Annotated in this window: 14 protein-coding genes; 13 read left to right on the plus strand and 1 reads right to left on the minus strand. The window is 44.0% G+C overall.

From position 1 onward, the window contains the following. Positions 1-14: 14 nt before the first annotated feature. The 13 genes from CA267_RS16080 (at position 15) to htpG (ending at position 18,518) form a co-directional block, all read left to right on the plus strand. Positions 15-800, plus strand: a complete 786-nt coding sequence (locus CA267_RS16080) for an OmpA/MotB family protein (protein ID WP_075609843.1) — start codon at positions 15-17, stop codon at positions 798-800. Further along, positions 801-2,198 carry an EH signature domain-containing protein gene (locus tag CA267_RS16085; RefSeq protein ID WP_075609842.1) on the plus strand — a complete coding sequence of 466 codons (1,398 nt, stop codon included), beginning with the start codon at positions 801-803 and terminating at the stop codon, positions 2,196-2,198. Further along, positions 2,188-5,040 carry a DEAD/DEAH box helicase gene (locus CA267_RS16090; RefSeq protein WP_075609841.1) on the plus strand — a complete coding sequence of 951 codons (2,853 nt, stop codon included), beginning with the start codon at positions 2,188-2,190 and terminating at the stop codon, positions 5,038-5,040. The genes CA267_RS16085 and CA267_RS16090 overlap by 11 nt, the downstream gene beginning before the upstream one ends. Before the next feature lie 13 nt (positions 5,041-5,053). Continuing rightward, positions 5,054-5,752, plus strand: a complete 699-nt coding sequence (locus CA267_RS18925; protein ID WP_217358039.1) for a hypothetical protein — start codon at positions 5,054-5,056, stop codon at positions 5,750-5,752. Positions 5,753-5,765: 13 nt separating this feature from the next. Then, a complete protein-coding gene (locus CA267_RS16100) occupies positions 5,766-6,137 on the plus strand; it encodes a HEPN domain-containing protein (RefSeq protein WP_075609840.1) in 372 nt (123 codons plus the stop codon). A 60-nt stretch (positions 6,138-6,197) separates the two neighbouring features. Further along, positions 6,198-7,148 carry an IS30 family transposase gene (locus tag CA267_RS16105; RefSeq protein WP_075609839.1) on the plus strand — a complete coding sequence of 317 codons (951 nt, stop codon included), beginning with the start codon at positions 6,198-6,200 and terminating at the stop codon, positions 7,146-7,148. A 24-nt stretch (positions 7,149-7,172) separates the two neighbouring features. Beyond that, entirely contained in the window at positions 7,173-7,514 is a 342-nt protein-coding gene (locus CA267_RS16110) for a hypothetical protein (protein WP_075609838.1), read from the plus strand. 558 nt (positions 7,515-8,072) lie between these two features. Beyond that, positions 8,073-10,517, plus strand: coding sequence for an EcoAI/FtnUII family type I restriction enzme subunit R (gene hsdR, locus CA267_RS16115; RefSeq protein ID WP_083638492.1), 2,445 nt, complete (start codon positions 8,073-8,075; stop codon positions 10,515-10,517). A 44-nt stretch (positions 10,518-10,561) separates the two neighbouring features. Next, positions 10,562-12,037: a type I restriction-modification system subunit M gene (locus tag CA267_RS16120; protein ID WP_075609836.1), complete on the plus strand. Its 1,476-nt coding sequence runs from the start codon at positions 10,562-10,564 to the stop codon at positions 12,035-12,037. Continuing rightward, positions 12,037-13,770: a restriction endonuclease subunit S gene (locus tag CA267_RS16125; protein WP_075609835.1), complete on the plus strand. Its 1,734-nt coding sequence runs from the start codon at positions 12,037-12,039 to the stop codon at positions 13,768-13,770. The genes CA267_RS16120 and CA267_RS16125 overlap by 1 nt, the downstream gene beginning before the upstream one ends. A gap of 173 nt (positions 13,771-13,943) precedes the next feature. Continuing rightward, complete coding sequence (locus CA267_RS16130) at positions 13,944-15,641, plus strand: P-loop NTPase fold protein (protein ID WP_075609834.1); 1,698 nt, start codon at positions 13,944-13,946, stop codon at positions 15,639-15,641. A 238-nt stretch (positions 15,642-15,879) separates the two neighbouring features. Next, positions 15,880-16,479, plus strand: a complete 600-nt coding sequence (gene recR / locus CA267_RS16135; RefSeq protein WP_075609833.1) for a recombination mediator RecR — start codon at positions 15,880-15,882, stop codon at positions 16,477-16,479. A 116-nt stretch (positions 16,480-16,595) separates the two neighbouring features. Next, positions 16,596-18,518 (plus strand): molecular chaperone HtpG, encoded by a 1,923-nt coding sequence (htpG, locus tag CA267_RS16140; protein WP_075609832.1) that lies wholly within the window; start codon positions 16,596-16,598, stop codon positions 18,516-18,518. A 54-nt stretch (positions 18,519-18,572) separates the two neighbouring features. On the opposite strand, the gene CA267_RS16145 is transcribed toward htpG, so the two are convergent. Beyond that, positions 18,573-19,904 (minus strand): IS4 family transposase, encoded by a 1,332-nt coding sequence (locus CA267_RS16145; protein WP_075608833.1) that lies wholly within the window; start codon positions 19,902-19,904, stop codon positions 18,573-18,575. Positions 19,905-19,923 lie beyond the last annotated feature (19 nt).

Here is a 19,923-nt window from a genome sequence, read left to right on the forward strand (position 1 = left end):
GGTAGGGAACTCCAATGAACGAACAACATGATCTCTTAGAAGATGAGGGAGCCGGATACCTTATCTCTGTGGCAGATATGATGTCTGGTTTGCTACTGGTTTTCATTATTACGCTAGTCGCGTTTATTCTGAACTTTCAGGATGCTATCCAAAAGCAGGAAAAAGTTACTGAAACCCAGAAAACGATTGTACGTAAGCTAACTAACAGAGAGCAAATCAGAACGCAGCTATTGTTAGAAATCAAAGAAACACTGGCAACTCAGGACATTATTGTAGAAGTTGATACTGAACATGGCGTCCTTCGCTTGACCGAACAAGCCGTATTGTTTGAGTCATCTGAGGTTACACTCAACGAAACGAGTAAAACCAATTTAGAAATCATATCTATGGTCATGTCCAGCATATTACCGTGCTATTCATCCAATCCTCCTGAAAATGGCTTGTGTGTAAATAAAAGTGAGTTAGAAGGTACGCTCGATAGTGTGTTTGTTGAAGGCCACACTGACAACGTTCCAATGAACTCGTGGCGATACAAAGATAACTGGGATTTATCAGCCCAAAGAGCAATTTCAGCATACCGACATGTGATGCAGTCGCCTCCATTGTTAAATATGGAAAATGCTTCAGGCCAACCAATATTTTCGGTCTCTGGCTACGGTGAAGGTCGTCCCGTTGAAGGGCACGCCCATGATGTACCTACCAATGACCCTGTTAATCGTAGGATAGATATCCGGTTTACAATGGCTCCTCCTACATTGACGGATGCCCAGCGCTCTATTGTTGAGGCAGGGGCGAACTAAATGGCGACTAAGAGCTTAAATTTCGACATGTTCACTATGCCTGCGCTAAGGACAGAGAGCGTAAGCGAACTTTTAAAAGCAAAAGAATATGTTCAGTCGATATTTGAATTGTCGTTAGCCGATGCACCCGAACTAGTTGATTTAGAAGCGGTGTATCAAAAGCTTTTAAAGGCAATAGAAGAGCCTTCGTTATTCTCGCAATTTTCCAGAAGAGAAGAGAAGCTAATCCCCTGGGCGCTGGTGCAAAGAATTGGAGAAGAGCCTCTCTTCGAACAGGAAAGGGCAATATCTATTACCTTTAGCTGGTTTCTCGACAGTGATCGTTTTCAGGCCGTTCCTGGTCTGATTCAGGTGTTTTTATCTGAGTATCCTGTTAACTCGCGCAAGTTCTCGGAACTCAAAGGAGCTATATCAGAACTTATCATCAAGGCAGATACACCGAAGCTGAATAAATTGAGGGAGTGGGCGCAAAGCGTTTCACTATTCTCCCCTAACGTCATGCAGCGTTTCACAAAGATAGCTGTTAACGAGTCAATAGTGGATTGTATCTCTACTTACCGCTTGCACAGGGGCTTAAATTTCGGAAACTTCTTTAAAGTGGGCTTGCAGTCTGTTCTGACAGAACTGGGTGCTTCTTTGTCAGAGATGAGTAGCTCCAGACAGCTCTTTATTGTTGATGAAATGATCAACACTTTTATTGATAGCGAGAAGCAGTTTATTTACCCCTCATTACGTAATGATTTTGCCGAGGGAATGTTACTTTCCTACCAGATAACACCGCCAAAAAAACGATCAAAGGAGAAACTGAAAAAGCTCTTTTTAGCTCACTATGGCGACCCTCGGATCAGTAAATCTGGCTGGATTGGAGTGAGTGAAGAGGCAGTTGATGTCATGCGTGGGTGGATGGTTGAAAATACCATGAATGACTTTTTCAACCTACTTAGTCATGTCGCCAAAACCGACTCCACAGCAGATCATCATTGGGTATACAGAAAGCGTTTTTGGAATGCCTATCTCAAAAAAGGGGTTATCCAGGAAGCCTGGGTAGCGCTAGGCCCTCAAGCAAAAGTGCAGGCTCGTAACTTTCTGAATCATGGAAGTGCATTTGCGACTTTGTCGGGCGGTGCGCCAAACCACAGTTCGCTAATCATGGTCATTGGTGGCGTATTGGTTACGGAGTGGAGCCATTCGGGGAAATACCGAGTGTGGGACCGTGACCTTTCACGACCTAAACTGTATAAGGGTGCTTACCGCCGTTCTGAGCTGATATCAAACTGTGACTATGAAGGCGCACACCATTCAAGCGATTCCGGTGGCTGGCAGTACAAGCTTTCCACATTGATAAATGACTTAACCGGAGTTTCGGTGAGTAGTCGAGAGTACATGAATGACAGATAGCGCGGATTTTTACTGGTCATACGACAATCAGGTATTTCATTTCTTTGCTGAGGGCGCAAGTCAGCGATTACATCCCAAAGAGTGGGGACGTTTCCAGCTTCAACGTGATGAGAAGGCAATATGTGCTGACCCCTTATTCAGGCTAGCCAACAGCAGTGCTGATATTGAAGTCTCTGATAAAGGTATTTTTTGCAGTAGTGCGACTATCGCCGAGCTGACAGAGATAGAGGTTAAGCAGCTCGGGTTGTTAAATGTCTTCGATGGTTCAGTAAAGCTTTCAACAAGTGGCCTCATTAGCAGCCCTAATTTTCAAATCAGCTATCGCTTACTTAATGCACAGGGGCGACCTGTTCTGGGGGCGAAAGTAAATGATATTTTTGTAAAAGCTGCCGGAAAGGAGTCTTTATTACTAGATCCACTCTTCCAATTAACGAAGCGAATCGACAGGTTTAATAACACCAGCTTTGATGACAGGGATGAGCAGTTCGTCGCTTTGGGTGAAATCAAAGAATTACTTCCAGAGGAAGCGGTGGTAGACGGGCAATTAGACGATATCACTATTTGTCGTGCGGATAGGCTAACGCTGGATGTTCAGGAGCATGGGGTTTTTAACCCGTTGTTAATTAAGCCCGCAGCGGAGAGTGAATGGAATACTCAATCACAATCTGATGTGGAGTATGCAGTTCCTAAGGTAAGGCAAAAGCAGTTCGAGGATCATTTCAAATCATGGAGCGGAGTAAGAAGTAACTACGCAGTTGGTAACAATACTTACGTGGTACTTCCTAAGCGGATACAAGATGTGCTTACTGTAGTGAAAGACTACCAAACGCGACCAGCTGAAGAGCGCCTGGCCTTTGTAAGTAACCCGCATAAAGTGATCAATGAAGCTCTCGGGTTGGACGAAACACCAGAAGATACCGAAGCCGTATTTGTAGAAACACCAGAATTTGTCAGTCAACGGATTGCTAATATCGGCGTGTGGGAACCTAAACTTTGCGCTTACGTGGTAAAGCGTGAAGGCGATTGGGTGCCAGATGATAGCTTACGCCTGTTTTTCCCTATTGAGGATTTGCTCGTTAATTTCACTGTAGAGGAAATGAAGCACCTACTCGAAGCGGTCACTGAAGCGCTGGATAACGAAATTACGGAGACCACATTCTCAGGTCAGCAGGTTCCAGTATCGTTAGAGACTAAAAATCTCCTCATCAGAATGTTGAAGCCGTTTGACGACGATGGGCCAGCAGATCCTTACAACCCTAAAGAAGTGTTGGCTCCTGTACTCAAAGACAATATTGAAGAAATTGATTTTGAAATCGTCAAGCGTAGCGCTCGGCCTGCTTTGAACCGGATGCCTGAGAAGCTAAAAACTAAAACGCTTTATGATCATCAGAAGTTTGGTGTTAACTGGCTATGTGAGCATTGGGAAAGTGGATCTGTGGGGGCATTGCTAGCAGATGACATGGGGTTAGGGAAAACACTTCAGACCCTCGCTTTTCTAACATCTGTAAAATCACAGATGGATTCAAAGCAGTACACCAAAAAGCCGTTTCTCGTCGTCGCTCCTTCTGGGTTGCTTAAAAATTGGTTGGATGAAGCTCGTATCCACATTCAGAATGACGGAGTCGGAGAGGTGTTTGAAGCTTTTGGTGAAAACATTCGGGCACTCAAAACTATGTCGGTGGTCGAACGCAATCGGTTGTTAAGTCGGTCTGATTGGATATTGACGACCTACGAAACGCTGCGGGACAAAATAAAGTATTTCATTTCTATCGACTGGGGGGTGACCGTTTTCGACGAAGCCCAAAAAATTAAAAATCCGGTATCTCGTGTCACTGAAATGGCGAAGTCCTTATCGTCTGATTTTACGCTTATGCTCACGGGCACTCCGGTTGAGAATGAACTGAAAGATCTGTGGTGTATTGTAGATACAGCTCAGCCAGGACTTTTCGGGTCTCTGAGTCATTTCCACAATGAATATGCACTCCCTGCTGAGTCTGATCCCACAGAAGCAAAACGTCTAAAATCACTGCTGGTGGATAAAAGTCACCCAGCACTAATGCTGCGTCGAATGAAAGAAGAGCACATCTCTGGGCTACCCGAAAAAGTAATCAGAGAAGTACCTATAGAGATGCCTGCGTTGCAGGCAGATGAGTACGAGAAAATAATCAAAGACGGGCAGGATGAAGCTGCGAAGGGAGGGATGCTTGGAGTTATCCAGAAAATCCGTCGAGCATCACTTGTCGCGGAAGAATTTGACGGTTCCGGTATAACCGACGGTGTCATAAAGCGTTCTGCAAGACTATCTGCACTCATCAAAATTTTAGATGACATACACAGTAAAGGTGAGAAGGCGTTAATTTTCTGTGAGGCCATCGATGTGCAGGAGTATTTATCAGGATATCTTCAGCAGCGATACCAGCTTCCAACACGTCCCTTCAGGATCAACGGCTCAGTAGACGGCTATACCCGTAAGCGTTTTGTTGATGAATTCCAGCAAGTATCGGAAGGCGAGTTCGACATCATGCTGCTTTCGCCAAAAGCTGGCGGAGTAGGGCTGACAATCACTGCTGCTAATCATGTTATACATCTTACACGTTGGTGGAATCCCGCTGTAGAAGATCAAAGCACTGACAGAGCATTTCGTATTGGACAGAAGAAAACCGTGCACGTGTATATACCGCTGGCACTGCACCCAAAATATAAAGAGCAATCTTTCGATGCAAACCTGAACCGATTGCTAACAAATAAACGGAATCTGAGCATGAATGCGTTGCTGCCTGGCACGTTATCAAAAGAGGAAATGCATAATTTGTTCAGTGACACGCTAAATACGAAAAATTAAAAGGAAACTGTAGATGGATTTACCCAATATCGGCCTGGTAATCGACGAGCCTTATATTTCGCAAATTTTCACAGGCGAAAAAACGTGGGAAATGCGTGGAACGCGCACCGGAAAAAGGCAGGTAATCGGACTAATTAAAAAAGGTACAAAGCATATCTTTGGCACCGCAGAGCTGTTTGCTTGTGAAGGCCCCTTGAGTTACGAACAGTTGCTATCAGCCACTGACAAACACGGCATCTCAAAAGCAAAAGTCGAAGCTGGATTACTTGATAAATGGAATTATGCGTGGAAGCTCAGAAATATTGAAGAATTTGATAGCCCAATACCTTACGAACATCCCAACGGTGCAGTCACCTGGGTGAAGCTTGATGGCGCGGTTAAGGAGCGTTCGGAGCGTCACGCATCTGTCCCCAGAGTAAAACCGGATAAGCCCACTGCATCTTCAGAAAAGAGTTTCACCGCAAAAATTACCAGAGACATTTCCAAGTCGCAGGTATCTGCATCGGCTATACCTTATGCCAAAGATGGTACGGCCTTCACGCCTGAACTTTCAAAAAACGGATTCTTTACCGTAGGGGAAAAAGGCGATGAACAGAAAATAGGATCTTATGAAGAGGCACTCCACTATCTGCGCAAAATGGATAAAGCCAAGTGGCGGCGTCCTAATCCAAAAGGAAATTGGGGTATAGTCTCAGCCGTTGAGTGGCGATAAGGAGTGAGAGAACATGGAAGCACGATATTCAGAGTTAAAAGCGTTTCAACGCGCTCATCGCGATAACTTCGGCGACAGTTTGGCACTGCGAAGCCACAGAGGACTCAGTTGGCTTCAGCGAGCTGAGATGTGCGATGACGATCCTGATGCTAAATTCATTTTTCTTTGGATAGCATTCAACGCCATCTACGCACAGGATATCGATGCACTTAAACTGCGCGAAGCCGAAAGTTTCTCGTTATTTATTGAAAAGCTACTTGCTCTGGATACTGATGACGTATTGTCAAAAATGGTGTGGCAAGAATTTCCTGGAAGCATTCGGGTGTTACTCAATAACCAGTCCCGAATTCAGATAATAAGTGCACCACTCATGGTTAAACGGTGAGAAGAGATCAACTGCCTGTTGGTGGTACTCTGTAGTCGCCAAACAAACATGAGTATTACCATGAGTTACAAGCAGTTGATCGAGGGGCAACGATACCAGATCGAAGCCTACTTATGCGAGGGTTTCAGCTATCGGGAGATTGGGAAACGACTTAAAGTAAGTCACAGCACTATTAGTCGCGAAGTCAGGCGCAACAGGATCCGGGATAATCACTACCTGCCCGAAATCGCTCATGCTAAGACGATTAAACGACGATGTCAGGCAGCGAAATATGGCATACCAGCGCTGACAATTACGTTTGTTGAGTTCGGGTTGAGCCAGAAATGGAGTCCCGAGCAGATTGCAGATGTAGGCAAAATCATCGGCCACCCAGTCAGTCACGAGTGGATTTACGGTTTCGTACAGCGCGATAAATTACGTGGTGGCAAGTTGCACAAGCAGTTGCGACATGGACGCCGGAAATACCGTAAAGGCAGCCGAGCGAAGCGCGTTATTATTCCGAATCGGGTTGGAATTGAGCGCCGTCCTGCCATTGTTGATAAGAAGAAGCGGTTTGGTGACTGGGAAGCAGATACTGTTTTAGGGAAGCAAGGAACAGGCGCGATAGTTAGCCTGGTTGAGCGCAAAAGTAAGCTGTATCTTATACGCAAAGTACCAGCCAAAAGCGCAGCAGAAGTGAGTAGAGCCATGATCGGCATGCTGTGGCGCTATCGTCGTCATGTCCACACAATTACGGCGGATAATGGCAGCGAATTCTGTGACCATGAACGGGTTGCAGAGAAGTTGAAGACGGATATTTACTTCGCCAACCCTTATTCGTCGTGGGAACGCGGACTGAACGAAAACTTCAACGGGCTGTTGCGGCAATACATCCGTAAAGGCACCGATTTACGGACAGTGACGGACAAGCAAATTGCTGACGTTGAACGTGCCCTAAATGCAAGGCCAAGGAAATGTCTTGGCTTTAAACAACCAACCGTAGTGTTCGAAGAATTGAGAGGCGCGGCTTAATTTAGCGAGTGGTGCACTTCGGAGTTGAATTCGCGGTATGTTTATCAGCCATTCTGGGATTATCAAAACGGTAACCTGACCGAAGAAGAATTCAAATCACGTTTTGCCGCTTCGAAATCCAGAGCGGCGAAAGCGCTTGGCAATACTCAGACCCAGGTTGTACTTCAATTGGTTCTGCAAAGACTGTACACACTTCGAAACCAGCTTATTCATGGTGGTGCGACATGGAGCAGCAGAGTTAATCGAGACCAGCTAAGAGATGCTAATTGTTTTTTGCATCAGCTAGTGCCAGCACTACTCGATATCATGATGAAGAATCCCAACGAGCTTTGGGGTGATTCAAATTACCCTGTTGTTATGCCATAGAAGCGTGAGCGAGCTTATAGCAGGTTAGAAAAAAGAGCACCCAGCGGGTGCTCCAAGAACATTCTATTTTTTTCGCAGCCTTGCACTTTGTAAGTGACAAGCAAGTGATAATAAATAGATGAGTAAAATTAGCATATAGCCTCTTATTCCGGTAAACGGATAACTCTCTGCAACTTCGAACTGGGTTATCAGCTGTACAACAAAAATCACAAACAGAATGTCACCGATGGTCATCAGTTGTGAGCTAAGTACGTCAAACAATGCGCTAAAAAATTGTCGCCTACATTTCATGAAGTTCTCCTCTTATGTCTTCAGCCTTAAAAAGGGCCGCTTGTGGAGAACTTTCGGCATAAACGAAGTAGGTGCAGATGTCAGTAGCCTTTCGAAATGACATCTACTCGGCATTCTGGTACTTTTACAACTGAACTAACGCCGCGACCAGGCTCGATAAAAGAACAATAAATTAAGGATTGATAGTTCATACGTAAAGGACACGTGTTCCCACCTAGTTTAGATAAGTCTGAACCAGTCCTTGGTATGAGTAGCATCGAGGTAATCATGAGTTCAGTGAACAAAAAAGCGCTATCAGAAACGGACATCATTTCTAAGTTCATCATGCCTGCTGTTAAACAAGCAGGGTGGGATGATATGACCCAGATTCGGCAGGAAGTAAAACTGCGTGATGGCAAAGTCGTCGTTCGAGGAATGGTGGCTGCCCGTAAAAAAGTAAAATCCGCTGATATTGTTCTTTATCACAAACCCTCAATGCCCCTGGCTGTTATAGAAGCCAAAGCCAATAAGCATGATATCGGTAAAGGAATGCAGCAAGGGCTGGATTACGCCAAGTTACTTGATGTGCCTTTTATCTTCGCCAGTAATGGCGATGGTTTTATTTTTCATGACAAAACGAATCCTCAGCAGCTTGAAACCGAAATCAAGTTAGAAGACTTTCCAACACCTGCGCAGCTCTGGGCTAAATACTGTACGTTCAAAGGCTATAAATATTCTCAGTTACCTATCATCACTCAGGATTACTACGATGACGGCTCTGGCAAATCCCCTCGTTACTATCAGTTACAGGCAATCAACAGAACAGTAGAAGCTGTATCGGCTGGGCAGGATCGTATTCTGCTGGTAATGGCAACAGGCACAGGTAAAACCTATACCGCCTTTCAAATAATTTGGCGATTGTGGAAAGCCAAAGCGAAGAAGCGTGTTTTATTCCTCGCAGACCGGAATGTTCTGGTAGATCAAACCCGTATTAACGACTTTCAGCCATTCGGTCAGGCGATGACTAAAATCACTGGCAGAAAAGTCGATCCCGCTTACGAAGTTCACCTTGCGCTATATCAGGCATTAACTGGCCCCGATGAAAGCCAGAAAGCTTACAAGCAAGTCGATCCTGATTTCTTCGATCTTATCGTAATTGATGAGTGCCACAGAGGCAGTGCTTCAGAAGACAGTGCCTGGCGGGAAATTCTTGAATACTTTGGTTCAGCTACCCAGATTGGCTTAACTGCTACACCCAAAGAAACCGATGAAGTGTCTAATATCGACTACTTTGGTGAGCCAGTTTATATGTACTCGCTAAAAGAAGGCATTGAAGACGGTTTTCTCGCCCCGTACAAAGTGGTTCGCGTGGATCTCGATATTGACTTGCAAGGCTGGCGACCAACCAAAGGGCAGGTTGATAAGCATGGCAACGAAGTTGAAGACCGCATCTATAACCAGAAGGACTTTGACCGCACTTTAGTCATCGATGAGCGCACACAATTGGTGGCAGAGACGATTACCAATTACCTAAAGCGCACAGACCCACTGGCAAAAACAATTGTGTTCTGTAACGACATCGACCACGCCGAACGAATGCGCAGGGCGTTGATTAACTGTAACCCAGAACAGTATGCCAAAAGCGATAAGTACGTAATGAAGATCACTGGTGATGATGCCATTGGTAAAGCCCAGTTAGATAACTTCATTAACCCAAAGCGCACTTATCCCGTTATCGCTACTACATCTGAGCTTATGACAACGGGCGTTGATGCGAAAACCTGCAAGCTGGTAGTGCTCGATCAGAACATTCAGAGTATGACCAAGTTCAAACAAATCATCGGCAGAGGCACGCGTATCGATGATAAATTTGGCAAGCTCTGGTTCACCATCCTTGATTTCAAAAAAGCCACAGAGCTGTTTGCCGATGAGCGCTTCGACGGTATTCCAGAAAAAGTCATCAGTACCAAGCCCAGTGATATCAATGATGCCGACTCTGATTTCGACGATATTTTAGAAGGGCATGACTCAGAGTATGAAACTGAAGACAATACAGATAACTCTGATAATCTCGGCAGCGATGATGACTTCGATTTTCCTGAAGGTGGAGAAGCACCTCAAACAGGCTGGGATGATGACGAAGAAACGACTGTAACCAAATACCACATTAATGGTGTAGCAGTGAAGAAAGTGGGGGAGCGTGTTCAGTATTATGATGAAGACGGCAAACTCGTCACAGAATCGTTTAAAGACTACACCAAAAAAACACTCACCAAGTCCTTTGCGTCTCTTGATGAATTTATCAAGCGCTGGAATAGCTCTGAACGCAAGCAAGCGGTTATCGACGAATTAGAATCTGAAGGCATCATTTGGGAAGTCCTTGAAGCAGAAATCGGGAAAGAGTTAGATCCCTTTGATATGATATGCCACGTTGTTTTCGACCATCCTCCGCTAACGCGCAAAGAACGCGCAAACAATGTTAAAAAGCGCAACTACTTCACCAAATATAGCGAAATGGCGCAGGCCGTTTTAAATGAACTGTTGAATAAATACAGTGATGAGGGCGTAGAGGCTCTGGAAAGCAAAGATGCCCTTAAAACAGGTAAAGTTGTAGAGTTTGGCCGCCCCATCGAAATTGCCAAGAAAGGATTTGGCGGGCCAAAACAGTATGAAGCAGCCATAGCGGAACTGGAAAAAGCCATCTACAGCACCACACCAGATAAATCAGCCTGAGCACCGCTCAGGCCGAACAATATAGAATCAGAGAATAAGAAAGTATGTCTATCAGTACCGTTATTAAATCCATTCAGGACATCATGAGAAAAGACGCAGGCGTTGATGGTGATGCTCAGCGCTTAGGCCAGATGTCATGGTTACTATTCTTAAAGATATTCGATGCCCAGGAAGAAGAGCTGGAATTTGAAATGGACGATTACCGTGAGCCAATTCCGTCTCAGTACCTGTGGCGCAACTGGGCAGCCGATGATGAAGGGAGCACGGGCGACGAGCTGATGGAGTTTGTGAATGATGACTTATTCCCAGCGCTTAAAAACTTAACAGCACCCATCGATAGGAACCCGCGAGGCTTTATCGTGCGCGAAGCGTTCTCCGATGCCTTTAACTACATGAAGAATGGCACGCTGTTACGCCAAGTGATCAACAAGTTAAATGAAGTAGACTTCACCGACTCTAAAGAACGCCACTTATTCGGTGATATCTACGAGCAAATTTTACGTGACTTACAAAGTGCGGGTAACGCAGGGGAATTCTATACACCTCGTGCAGTAACCCGTTTTATTGTAGACAGGGTAGATCCAAAACTGGGCGATAAAGTATTTGATCCGGCTTGTGGCACAGCTGGCTTTCTAGCCTGCTCCGTTGACCACGTAAAATCAAAATACGTAAAAACCGTAGCTGACCACAAAACACTGCAAAACCAAATTCATGGTGTTGAGAAAAAGCAGTTACCGCATCTGTTAGCTACCACAAATATGATGTTGCACGGTATCGAAGTACCTGTGCAAATTAGGCACGACAACACCCTCAACCGACCACTTTCAAACTGGGACAGCGAGTTTGATGTTATCGTTACTAATCCGCCATTCGGTGGCACTGAAGAAGATGGTATCGAAAAGAACTTCCCTTCAGATATGCAAACGCGTGAAACCGCCGACTTGTTCCTACAGCTCATCATCGAGGTGCTTAAAGACGGAGGCCGCGCCGCTGTAGTATTGCCAGACGGCACGCTGTTCGGTGAAGGTGTCAAAACCAAAATCAAAAAGCTACTTACAGAAGAATGTAATCTACACACCATAGTCAGGCTACCTAATGGTGTGTTTAACCCTTACACAGGCATTAAAACCAACCTGCTGTTTTTCACCAAAGGGAAGCCAACCAAAGAGATTTGGTTTTACGAGCACCCATATCCAGACGGCGTGAAAAACTACTCCAAAACTAAACCAATGAAGTTTGAAGAATTCAAAACTGAACAGGAATGGTGGGGCAAAGAGGAAGATGACTTTGCCAGTCGAGTAGAGAATGAACAAGCCTGGAAAATTTCAATCGAAGAAGTCATCGAACGAAACTTCAATCTGGATATTAAAAACCCACACGTTGGCGAAGTAGAAAGCCACGATCCTGACGAACTGCTACAGCAATACGAAACACAACAGCAAGAAATTCAGGCATTGCGCGATCAGCTTAAAGGCATACTGGCGGAAGCTCTGTCATCAGGCGCTGAGGGCGAAGTCTAATGTCAGTAGAAAGTATCATTACTGAAAACCTGGATATCTGGACATCAGCAATCAAAACCAAGTCTGCGTCAGGGCGGGGTAGTTCAAACAAGCTTGAGCTTTATGGGATAAAAAAGCTGAGAGAGTTGATTTTAGAGTTAGCTGTAAGAGGAAAGCTTGTATCGCAGGAACAATCAGTTGAAAAAAATGATAGCTTTCTAAGTAGGCTTACTGCGAAATCTTTATGCACAGGAAGTGAAAGTAAACTAATAGTCCCTACAGGGTGGGCAATCTTTAAGATTAGAGATTTAGTTTCCAAACTTGGATCTGGAAGTACACCAAGGGGAGGAAAAAGTGCTTACGTTGAGTCTGGTATACCATTTCTGAGATCTCAAAATGTGTGGAACGACGGAGTTAAACTAGATGACGTCGTTTACATTAGTGATGAAGTGCATGAAAAGATGAGCAAAACTAAAGTCTTCCCTGGTGATATTTTGCTTAATATAACTGGAGCTTCTTTAGGCAGGACGACAGTTTTTCCTGATTTTTTAAAGGAAGCTAATGTTAGCCAACACGTTACGATTGTTAGGATGTGTGAACCAGAATTAACCAACTGGGTTCATCTTGTACTCATGTCTCCCTTAATTCAAAAAGAAATCTGGGATAGACAGGTTGGAATGGCTATTGAGGGGTTGAGTAAGCGCACTTTTGAGACTTTTGAAATCCCAATTCCACCTTTAAATGAGCAAGCTAGAATCGTAGAAAAAGTAAGAGAGTTGATGGCGCTATGTGACCAACTAGAGTCACAAACCGAAGCCAGTATCGAAGCGCATCAAACACTTGTTAAATCACTGTTAGAAACGCTCACCAACGCAAAAGATACTGACGAGCTAAACGAAAGCTGGCAGCGCATCAGCGAACATTTTGACGTGCTATTCACCACAGAGGACAGCATCGACCAGCTGAAACACACCATCCTGCAACTCGCAGTAATGGGCAAACTGGTAAAACAAGATCCCAACGACGAACCCGCATCACAACTACTCGAACGCATTGCCGCAGAAAAAGAGCAGCTAATCAAAGATAAGAAAATCAAAAAACAAAAGCCGTTGCCGTCCATATCCGACGAAGAAAAGCCATTTGACCTCCCTGATGGGTGGGAGTGGGTAAAGTTCGACCACATAGCCAAAAATGAGAAAAATGCCTTAAAAGCTGGGCCATTCGGATCCGCACTGAAAAAAAGTTTTTACGTCGAAGATGGATACAAAATTTATGGTCAAGAACAGGTGATTTCTGGTGATGAAAATATAGGTGATTATTACATTAATCAGGAAAAGTTTGAATCTCTGATTTCATGTAAAGTTCAACCAGGAGATATGCTGATAAGCTTGGTTGGTACGATTGGAAAGGTTCTCATTTTGTCACAAGAGGCTAGTCAAGGAATTATCAACCCTCGTTTAGTTAAACTAAGCCTGCACGATGATGTTAGTAGAGAATATATACGTATTGTGCTTGGTAGCCGACTGATACAAGAAGAGTTATTCGACAAGAGCCACGGTTCGACCATGAATGTTCTCAATCTCGGTTTGTTAAGACAACTAGTATTTCCTTTGCCTAAAGTTATAGAGCAAAAAAGGATTGTCACTAGAGTCCATGAGTTGCTGGCGTTATGTGATAATCTTACGTGCAAGTTTCAGGCACTACGAAAAGTTAAAATCAATATTTCACAAGCCTTCGTTAAACAGGTTAAATAAGTTTTGGCTAATTTGTTAAGGCTGTAAAACGAAAAAGCTTATAGTGCGATTGGTTAAACTGATTCTTGCCAACCCAATTGGGGAAGCAGCCGCTAGTCCACAATTTGACCAAGTGTATCCATATGGTTTGTCAAGTTGAATTATTAAATTAATAGACTTGTGCGAAGGCAATCATGAAATCGAAATTAGATATTAAAGAAAAGATCCAAAATTTATTTGAGGATGATTCCTTTCCCTCACTGGTAGTCTTGGATGGGAAGTGGGGAACAGGCAAGACTGTCTACCTAAAAACGGAGTTTATCCCCAATGCTGATAGTGCAGTTTATGTTTCGGTTGCAGGCTTAAGAACCAGGGATGACTTTATAAACCATCTTTTGGGAGCTTTAAACAATGTAAACGGAGAAGGAGCTAACTTTCTCGCTAAAAGTTTAAAAACAACTACGGCTGCTCTGGATAAGGCACTAGATAAAACTGATAAAGGACTATTGGCTTTTTTCAGTGGAATGACTGGTATTGCTAAAGAAACAATGCTGAACGGAATTGGCAAGCGTTTAATCGTCGTTGATGATATCGAACGTCTTTCTGATACAAACTTTGCAAAGCAAGTTATAGAGTTGTGTTACAACTTAGCTGAGCAGAATGGTACAAAGTTTCTGTTTGCCACTGATTTTGAAAAGTTGAGTGTTGAAAAATCATTTAAAGAAAAATTTTTTAACGATGTTGTAGCTTATAAACCGACAGTTGACGAAATTATAAGAATCGCTTTTTGTGATGAAATCTATGAAAAGCATCATCTTCTTATTGAAAGTAATCTCACACGACTCGAAGTAGATAATCTTCGGGTATTGATACGAATGAGTAAGCGTATCAAGTATATTTATTCTGCTGTTTTGCGAGAATATGAGATAAACGAAACGAGAACTTTAGAAGGTTTAATAAACGACGCTTTTTCAATTGTATTTCTCGCTCAGGTAGGTAAGTCAGAAAGTGAGATAAAAGCGTTTTATAGTGCAGCGTTTGGGTTTGATGAAGACGACGAGTTAGATAAGCAACATAGGCAAAAAATAGGTGGTTCATCTATGCCTCTTGAGGGGGCCATCACAATCTTCAATGGGAATGATTTCCCCTTAAAAGATATATTCAAAGTGGTCAGGTTGATCTCGAAAGGTAATCCAGTTGATGAAGCCATATACAAAAGCACTATGATTGGCGAGATCTTTACCAAGGAATTTCTAGATCAAGATGTCCCTGTTTTGAAAAATTATATCTACAACGAGAAGAGTCCAGAACTCAATAGATGGCTAGAGGCTTGTTCTGCTTATAGCACATTGATTTTTTTCGAATATGTTGATGCAAGTGAAGACAAATTTTTAGATGAGGTGGAAACCCTTTGCCAAGGTAAGTCGTTTTCCATATCAAAGGAGCGAGGAAAAATTGTTGAAGTAAAGAATGCTCGTTTATCAATATTGGGAGATGAGTATTACGCAACTTGGCAAGAGCATAGAAAAAAGGCGCACTTTGAACTTCTATGTGGGGAAGTCGCTCACGGCTGGCCGTACGAATCGCAAAAAATCGAAGACTGGAAAGTCGGGGCTTTATCACGTTTGGATATAGATTATTGGGTAAAATCATTTGCTAGCTGGGAGTCATACTCATTTAGAAGACTAGGGATTTTTTTGCTCGAACGCTTTGGTTACGACAAGCCAAAAAGTCAGCTCTCTATAGAGCGCGAGGCTCGATTCTTGAAGTTGATTCATGACAGCATTGCAGAGTATTATGAAGTAAGCGATTTGGAATTCGGTAGTAAACGAGCTGAAGTGAAACGATTAGTTCTTTTGAAAGAAAAACAAGAGAAATTTTTAGAGTGCTAGACTTGCCGACTCCAGGTCTCATTTTGCTAAAGCCCCATAACCTGTAGAAATTTTTGATATCCTTGCGTTCTGACTCACTTGATATGTTGGGGTCAAATAGGGGCCAAAAGTTAAGTAATAAAGAGTAATGTTGAGTAATGAAAACGATGTCAAAAACGCTACAAGCCGCTGAATATAACACATCAGCACTCATCAGTAACAAAGCCTCATTTGGTTTCAAAATGCCGTTTTAACCTAAATGAAGTTTAGTCCGCTACTGTCAGAGCTTATTTCCGCTCTGACATGCCTGCCCGGAGTGGGAAATAAAAGTGCTCAACGCATGGCATTTCATCTGCTTGAACGCAACCGCCAGGGTGCGTTGGCGCTGAGTACGGTGCTGCATAATGCAATGGAGCATATTCGCCATTGTCAGCGGTGTCGCACGTTTACCGAAGATCCACTTTGTGAAATATGTCGGCACCCGGAACGTGCTGACAGCGGCTTGCTATGCATCGTTGAAAGCCCTCAGGATGTAATGGCTATTGAACAGACACTGACGTTTAAAGGCACCTATTTTGTGTTGATGGGGCATCTTTCTCCCATTGATGGCATTGGTCCTGACGATATTGGCTTAGGCGAACTTGAGCAACGTTTACGGGAAGAAGCCATCAGCGAAGTCATTCTTGCCACCAATCCTACAGTGGAAGGTGAAGCCACTGCTCATTATATTGCTCAGCTCTGTTCCCGCCACAATATAGAAGCGAGTCGTATCGCCCATGGTGTGCCTGTCGGGGGTGAATTGGAGTACATAGATGGCAACACTCTGACTCACGCGTTCTCTGGTCGCAGAAGGCTCTAATCTTTTAATTGTGCAAATTGCCTGACAAATATTTTTGTCGGGCAGTTGAAATCCTACAGCTAAGTCCTCACTTCCCTGTTTGAAATAAGATCCATCTAACTAGGAGATTCTGGTTTATGGCTGAAGCAGCCCATCAAGAAAAACACGGTTTTCAGACAGAGGTTAAGCAACTTCTGCATCTGATGATTCATTCCCTGTATTCCAATAAGGAAATCTTTCTTCGCGAATTGGTTTCTAACGCGGCAGATGCAGCAGATAAACTTCGTTTTCGCGCGTTGGAAAACGACGGACTTTATGAAAACGACAGCGAACTGCACGTTAAAATCAGCGTTGATAAAGAAGCCGGTACCGTAATCATTAGCGATAATGGTATTGGTATGAACCGGGAGGAAGTCATTGCCAATTTAGGTACGATTGCGAAATCTGGTACCAAAGACTTCTTCAGTAAACTTTCTGGCGATTCAGCTAAAGATTCGCAGCTGATTGGGCAGTTCGGTGTAGGGTTCTACTCGGCGTTTATTGTTGCCGACAGTGTGACAGTTCGTTCACGTGCGGCGGGCGCTGATCCTAGTGAGGGTGTTGAATGGATTTCAGACGGTGAAGGTGAATTCACAGTTGCTGAAATTAATAAACCTTCCCGTGGTACAGAAATTGTGTTGCATCTGCGTGAAGATGAAAAAGAGTTTCTTGATGACTGGCGTTTGCGCTCCATCGTTAGCAAATATTCTGATCACATCAGCATCCCTGTACAGATGTGGAAGAAGGAAACGCCTGAGAGAGACGGCCCAGACGGTGAAAAAATTCCTGCTGAGCCAGGTAAGTGGGAAGTGGTTAACAAAGCTACAGCACTGTGGACTCGCGATAAAGCGGACATCACTGATGAAGAATATAAAGAATTCTACAAACACATTTCTCACGATTTTGCCGATCCACTAACGTGGGCGCATAATAGAGTGGAAGGCAAGACCGAATATACCAGTCTGCTATATATTCCAGCTAAAGCGCCATTTGATATGTGGAATCGGGATCAGAAACATGGCCTTAAATTATATGTGCAGCGTGTATTTATCATGGATGACGCTGAACAGTTTATGCCAACGTATCTGCGTTTTGTAAAAGGTTTGCTCGATTCCAACGATCTTCCGCTCAACGTATCGCGCGAAATTTTACAAGATAACAAAGTCACTCAGGCACTGCGCCAGGGTTGTACTAAGCGTGTTTTACAAATGCTTGAGCGCATGGCGAAAAATGATAGCGAGCAGTATCAGGGTTTTTGGAACGAATTTGGTAACGTGCTAAAAGAAGGCCCGGCCGAAGACTTCAGTAACCGCGAAAAAATTGCAGGCTTGCTACGATTTGCTTCTACACATAATGATACTGACGCACAGACTGTGTCGTTGGCTGACTACGTAGAGCGGATGAAAGAAGGCCAAAAGCAAATTTACTATGTCACAGCTGATAATTATCAGGCGGCGAAAAACAGCCCCCATTTGGAAATTTTCCGTAAGAAGGGCATTGAAGTGCTGTTGCTGGGCGAGCGCATTGATGAATGGCTAATGTCGCATCTGACGGAATTCGACGAGAAGCAATTCCAGTCAATTGCAAAAGGCGATCTGGATCTTGGAGATCTGGATGACGAAGAAACCAAAAAAGCGCAGGAAGAAGCCGAGAAGCAAGTAGAAGGGATACTGGAGCGGGCGAAGTCGGCACTAGGAAGTAAAGTAGTAGATGTGAAATTTACTCACCGCCTGACGGATTCGCCAGCGTGTATCGTGGCCGATGAAAACGGGATGAGCACGCAGATGGTCAAGCTGATGCAGGCTGCGGGTCAACAGGTTCCGGAGGTTCAATACCAATTTGAACTAAACCCTGAACATCAGTTGATTCATAAGCTTTCTGACGTACAGGATGAAAGCCTCTTTAAACAATGGATTGAAGTGCTTTATGATCAAGCGGCATTGTCCGAACAGGGGAGCCTGAAAGATCCTTCCAGTTTTGCGCGTAATTTGAACAGCTTGTTAATGAGCCTGTCTAAATAGCGTAGGTTACAGCACTTAAGATATCTAAAAACGGGCGTTAGCGCCTAATGCCAGTCAGTTAAGAGCTGACTGGCATTTTCTTTTGTATGGATACTTCTTGGGCTTTCGTCTAATCACTCGTGGATAATGCCTGTCTGGGATTTTATCGGGCAATGTAAACAGTCTCAGAGTATTAAGCAGCTCTTCATAGTGAGCAGGAAGCTTACTTGCGCTGTGAACTGAAGTGAACATGAAGAACGCAATAACCTGCCTCATACAGAGATTGAAGCTCAATCTTGTCGGAGATAGTTCATCATAGTCTTTTGTCGCATCTATCATAGCGATCCTTATTAGGTTGTAAGCCAGCAACAATCCCCATAGCTCCTGGCGAACCATGTCAGGTTTTTTACTCCGTAGTGTATGTTTCGATTGATGCATTCCTTGTTTCATTTCCCTAAAACCTAATTCGATTTCCCAGCGTTGGGTATACACTTCTGTAACCTCGTCATAGGGGAAACGCAGTGGATCGATTAGAGAGCTAAGGACGCGGTAGGTTTTTCCTTTTACCTGGTAGCTGGTTAGTCGAGCCGTTAGGTTTTCTGGCAGTTCACTAAACTTCTTTCTGGCTTGAGGTGTGGTCGATAACGTCACAATTGCATCGTTCTTGCCTAGAGTATGCTTTACTTCATATTGTAAATCCTTTCTGGCAGGTATCATCCAGTGGGTATCTTCTCCCACACTTTGCCAACTGTGTAGTAAACCAAGTGAGTAATATCCGCGGTCAAACAGGGTTAACGAGTGGCCAGGAACTGAAGGTAACAGTTGTTGAGCTAAACTCATTTCACCTGCATGCCGGCCATCAAACGCACTGTCTAATAGCAAATGGCTGGAAACTTCCATCAAACTGCACATCCGTACCTGTGGGTAGCTACTTTCCCCATGATTGTTGCTATCACAACCAAACTCATGACGGTTAATTTCGTTGTCGTGAGTCCGATATACCACGCCATCGACAGCCAGAAGGTTCAGTCCGCACCATTGCTCAAATGCCTGAGTGGTAAACGTTCTATGCGCTAATATTTGAAATGTTTGTTGTACAGCCTCGTAACCTAAACGTTGTCTACCCTGGACCAGCGCGCTGGGAGCAACAAGTTTATTTTTACCAGGCAAAGAAATATCCAGTCGACTGGCAATATCCCAAACTGTTTCATTGCGAAACAAGCTCATTCCAACGACAGACCACATCACGGCTTCAAGCGGTAACCTCCTGCGCCGCACAGTTGCAACGCCTGCACGCTTAAAAGCTTGCTCAAGTATGTCAGGGTCAAGAATCGCTTTTAGTTTATCGAGGGAATTAACATCATCTAAAAATTGCGATGTATCAACTAATGCTTGAAGAAGAGACATAAAAAATCCGATACCAGTT

This window comes from Alteromonas pelagimontana (assembly GCF_002499975.2).
Classification (GTDB): Bacteria; Pseudomonadota; Gammaproteobacteria; order Enterobacterales; family Alteromonadaceae; genus Alteromonas; species Alteromonas pelagimontana.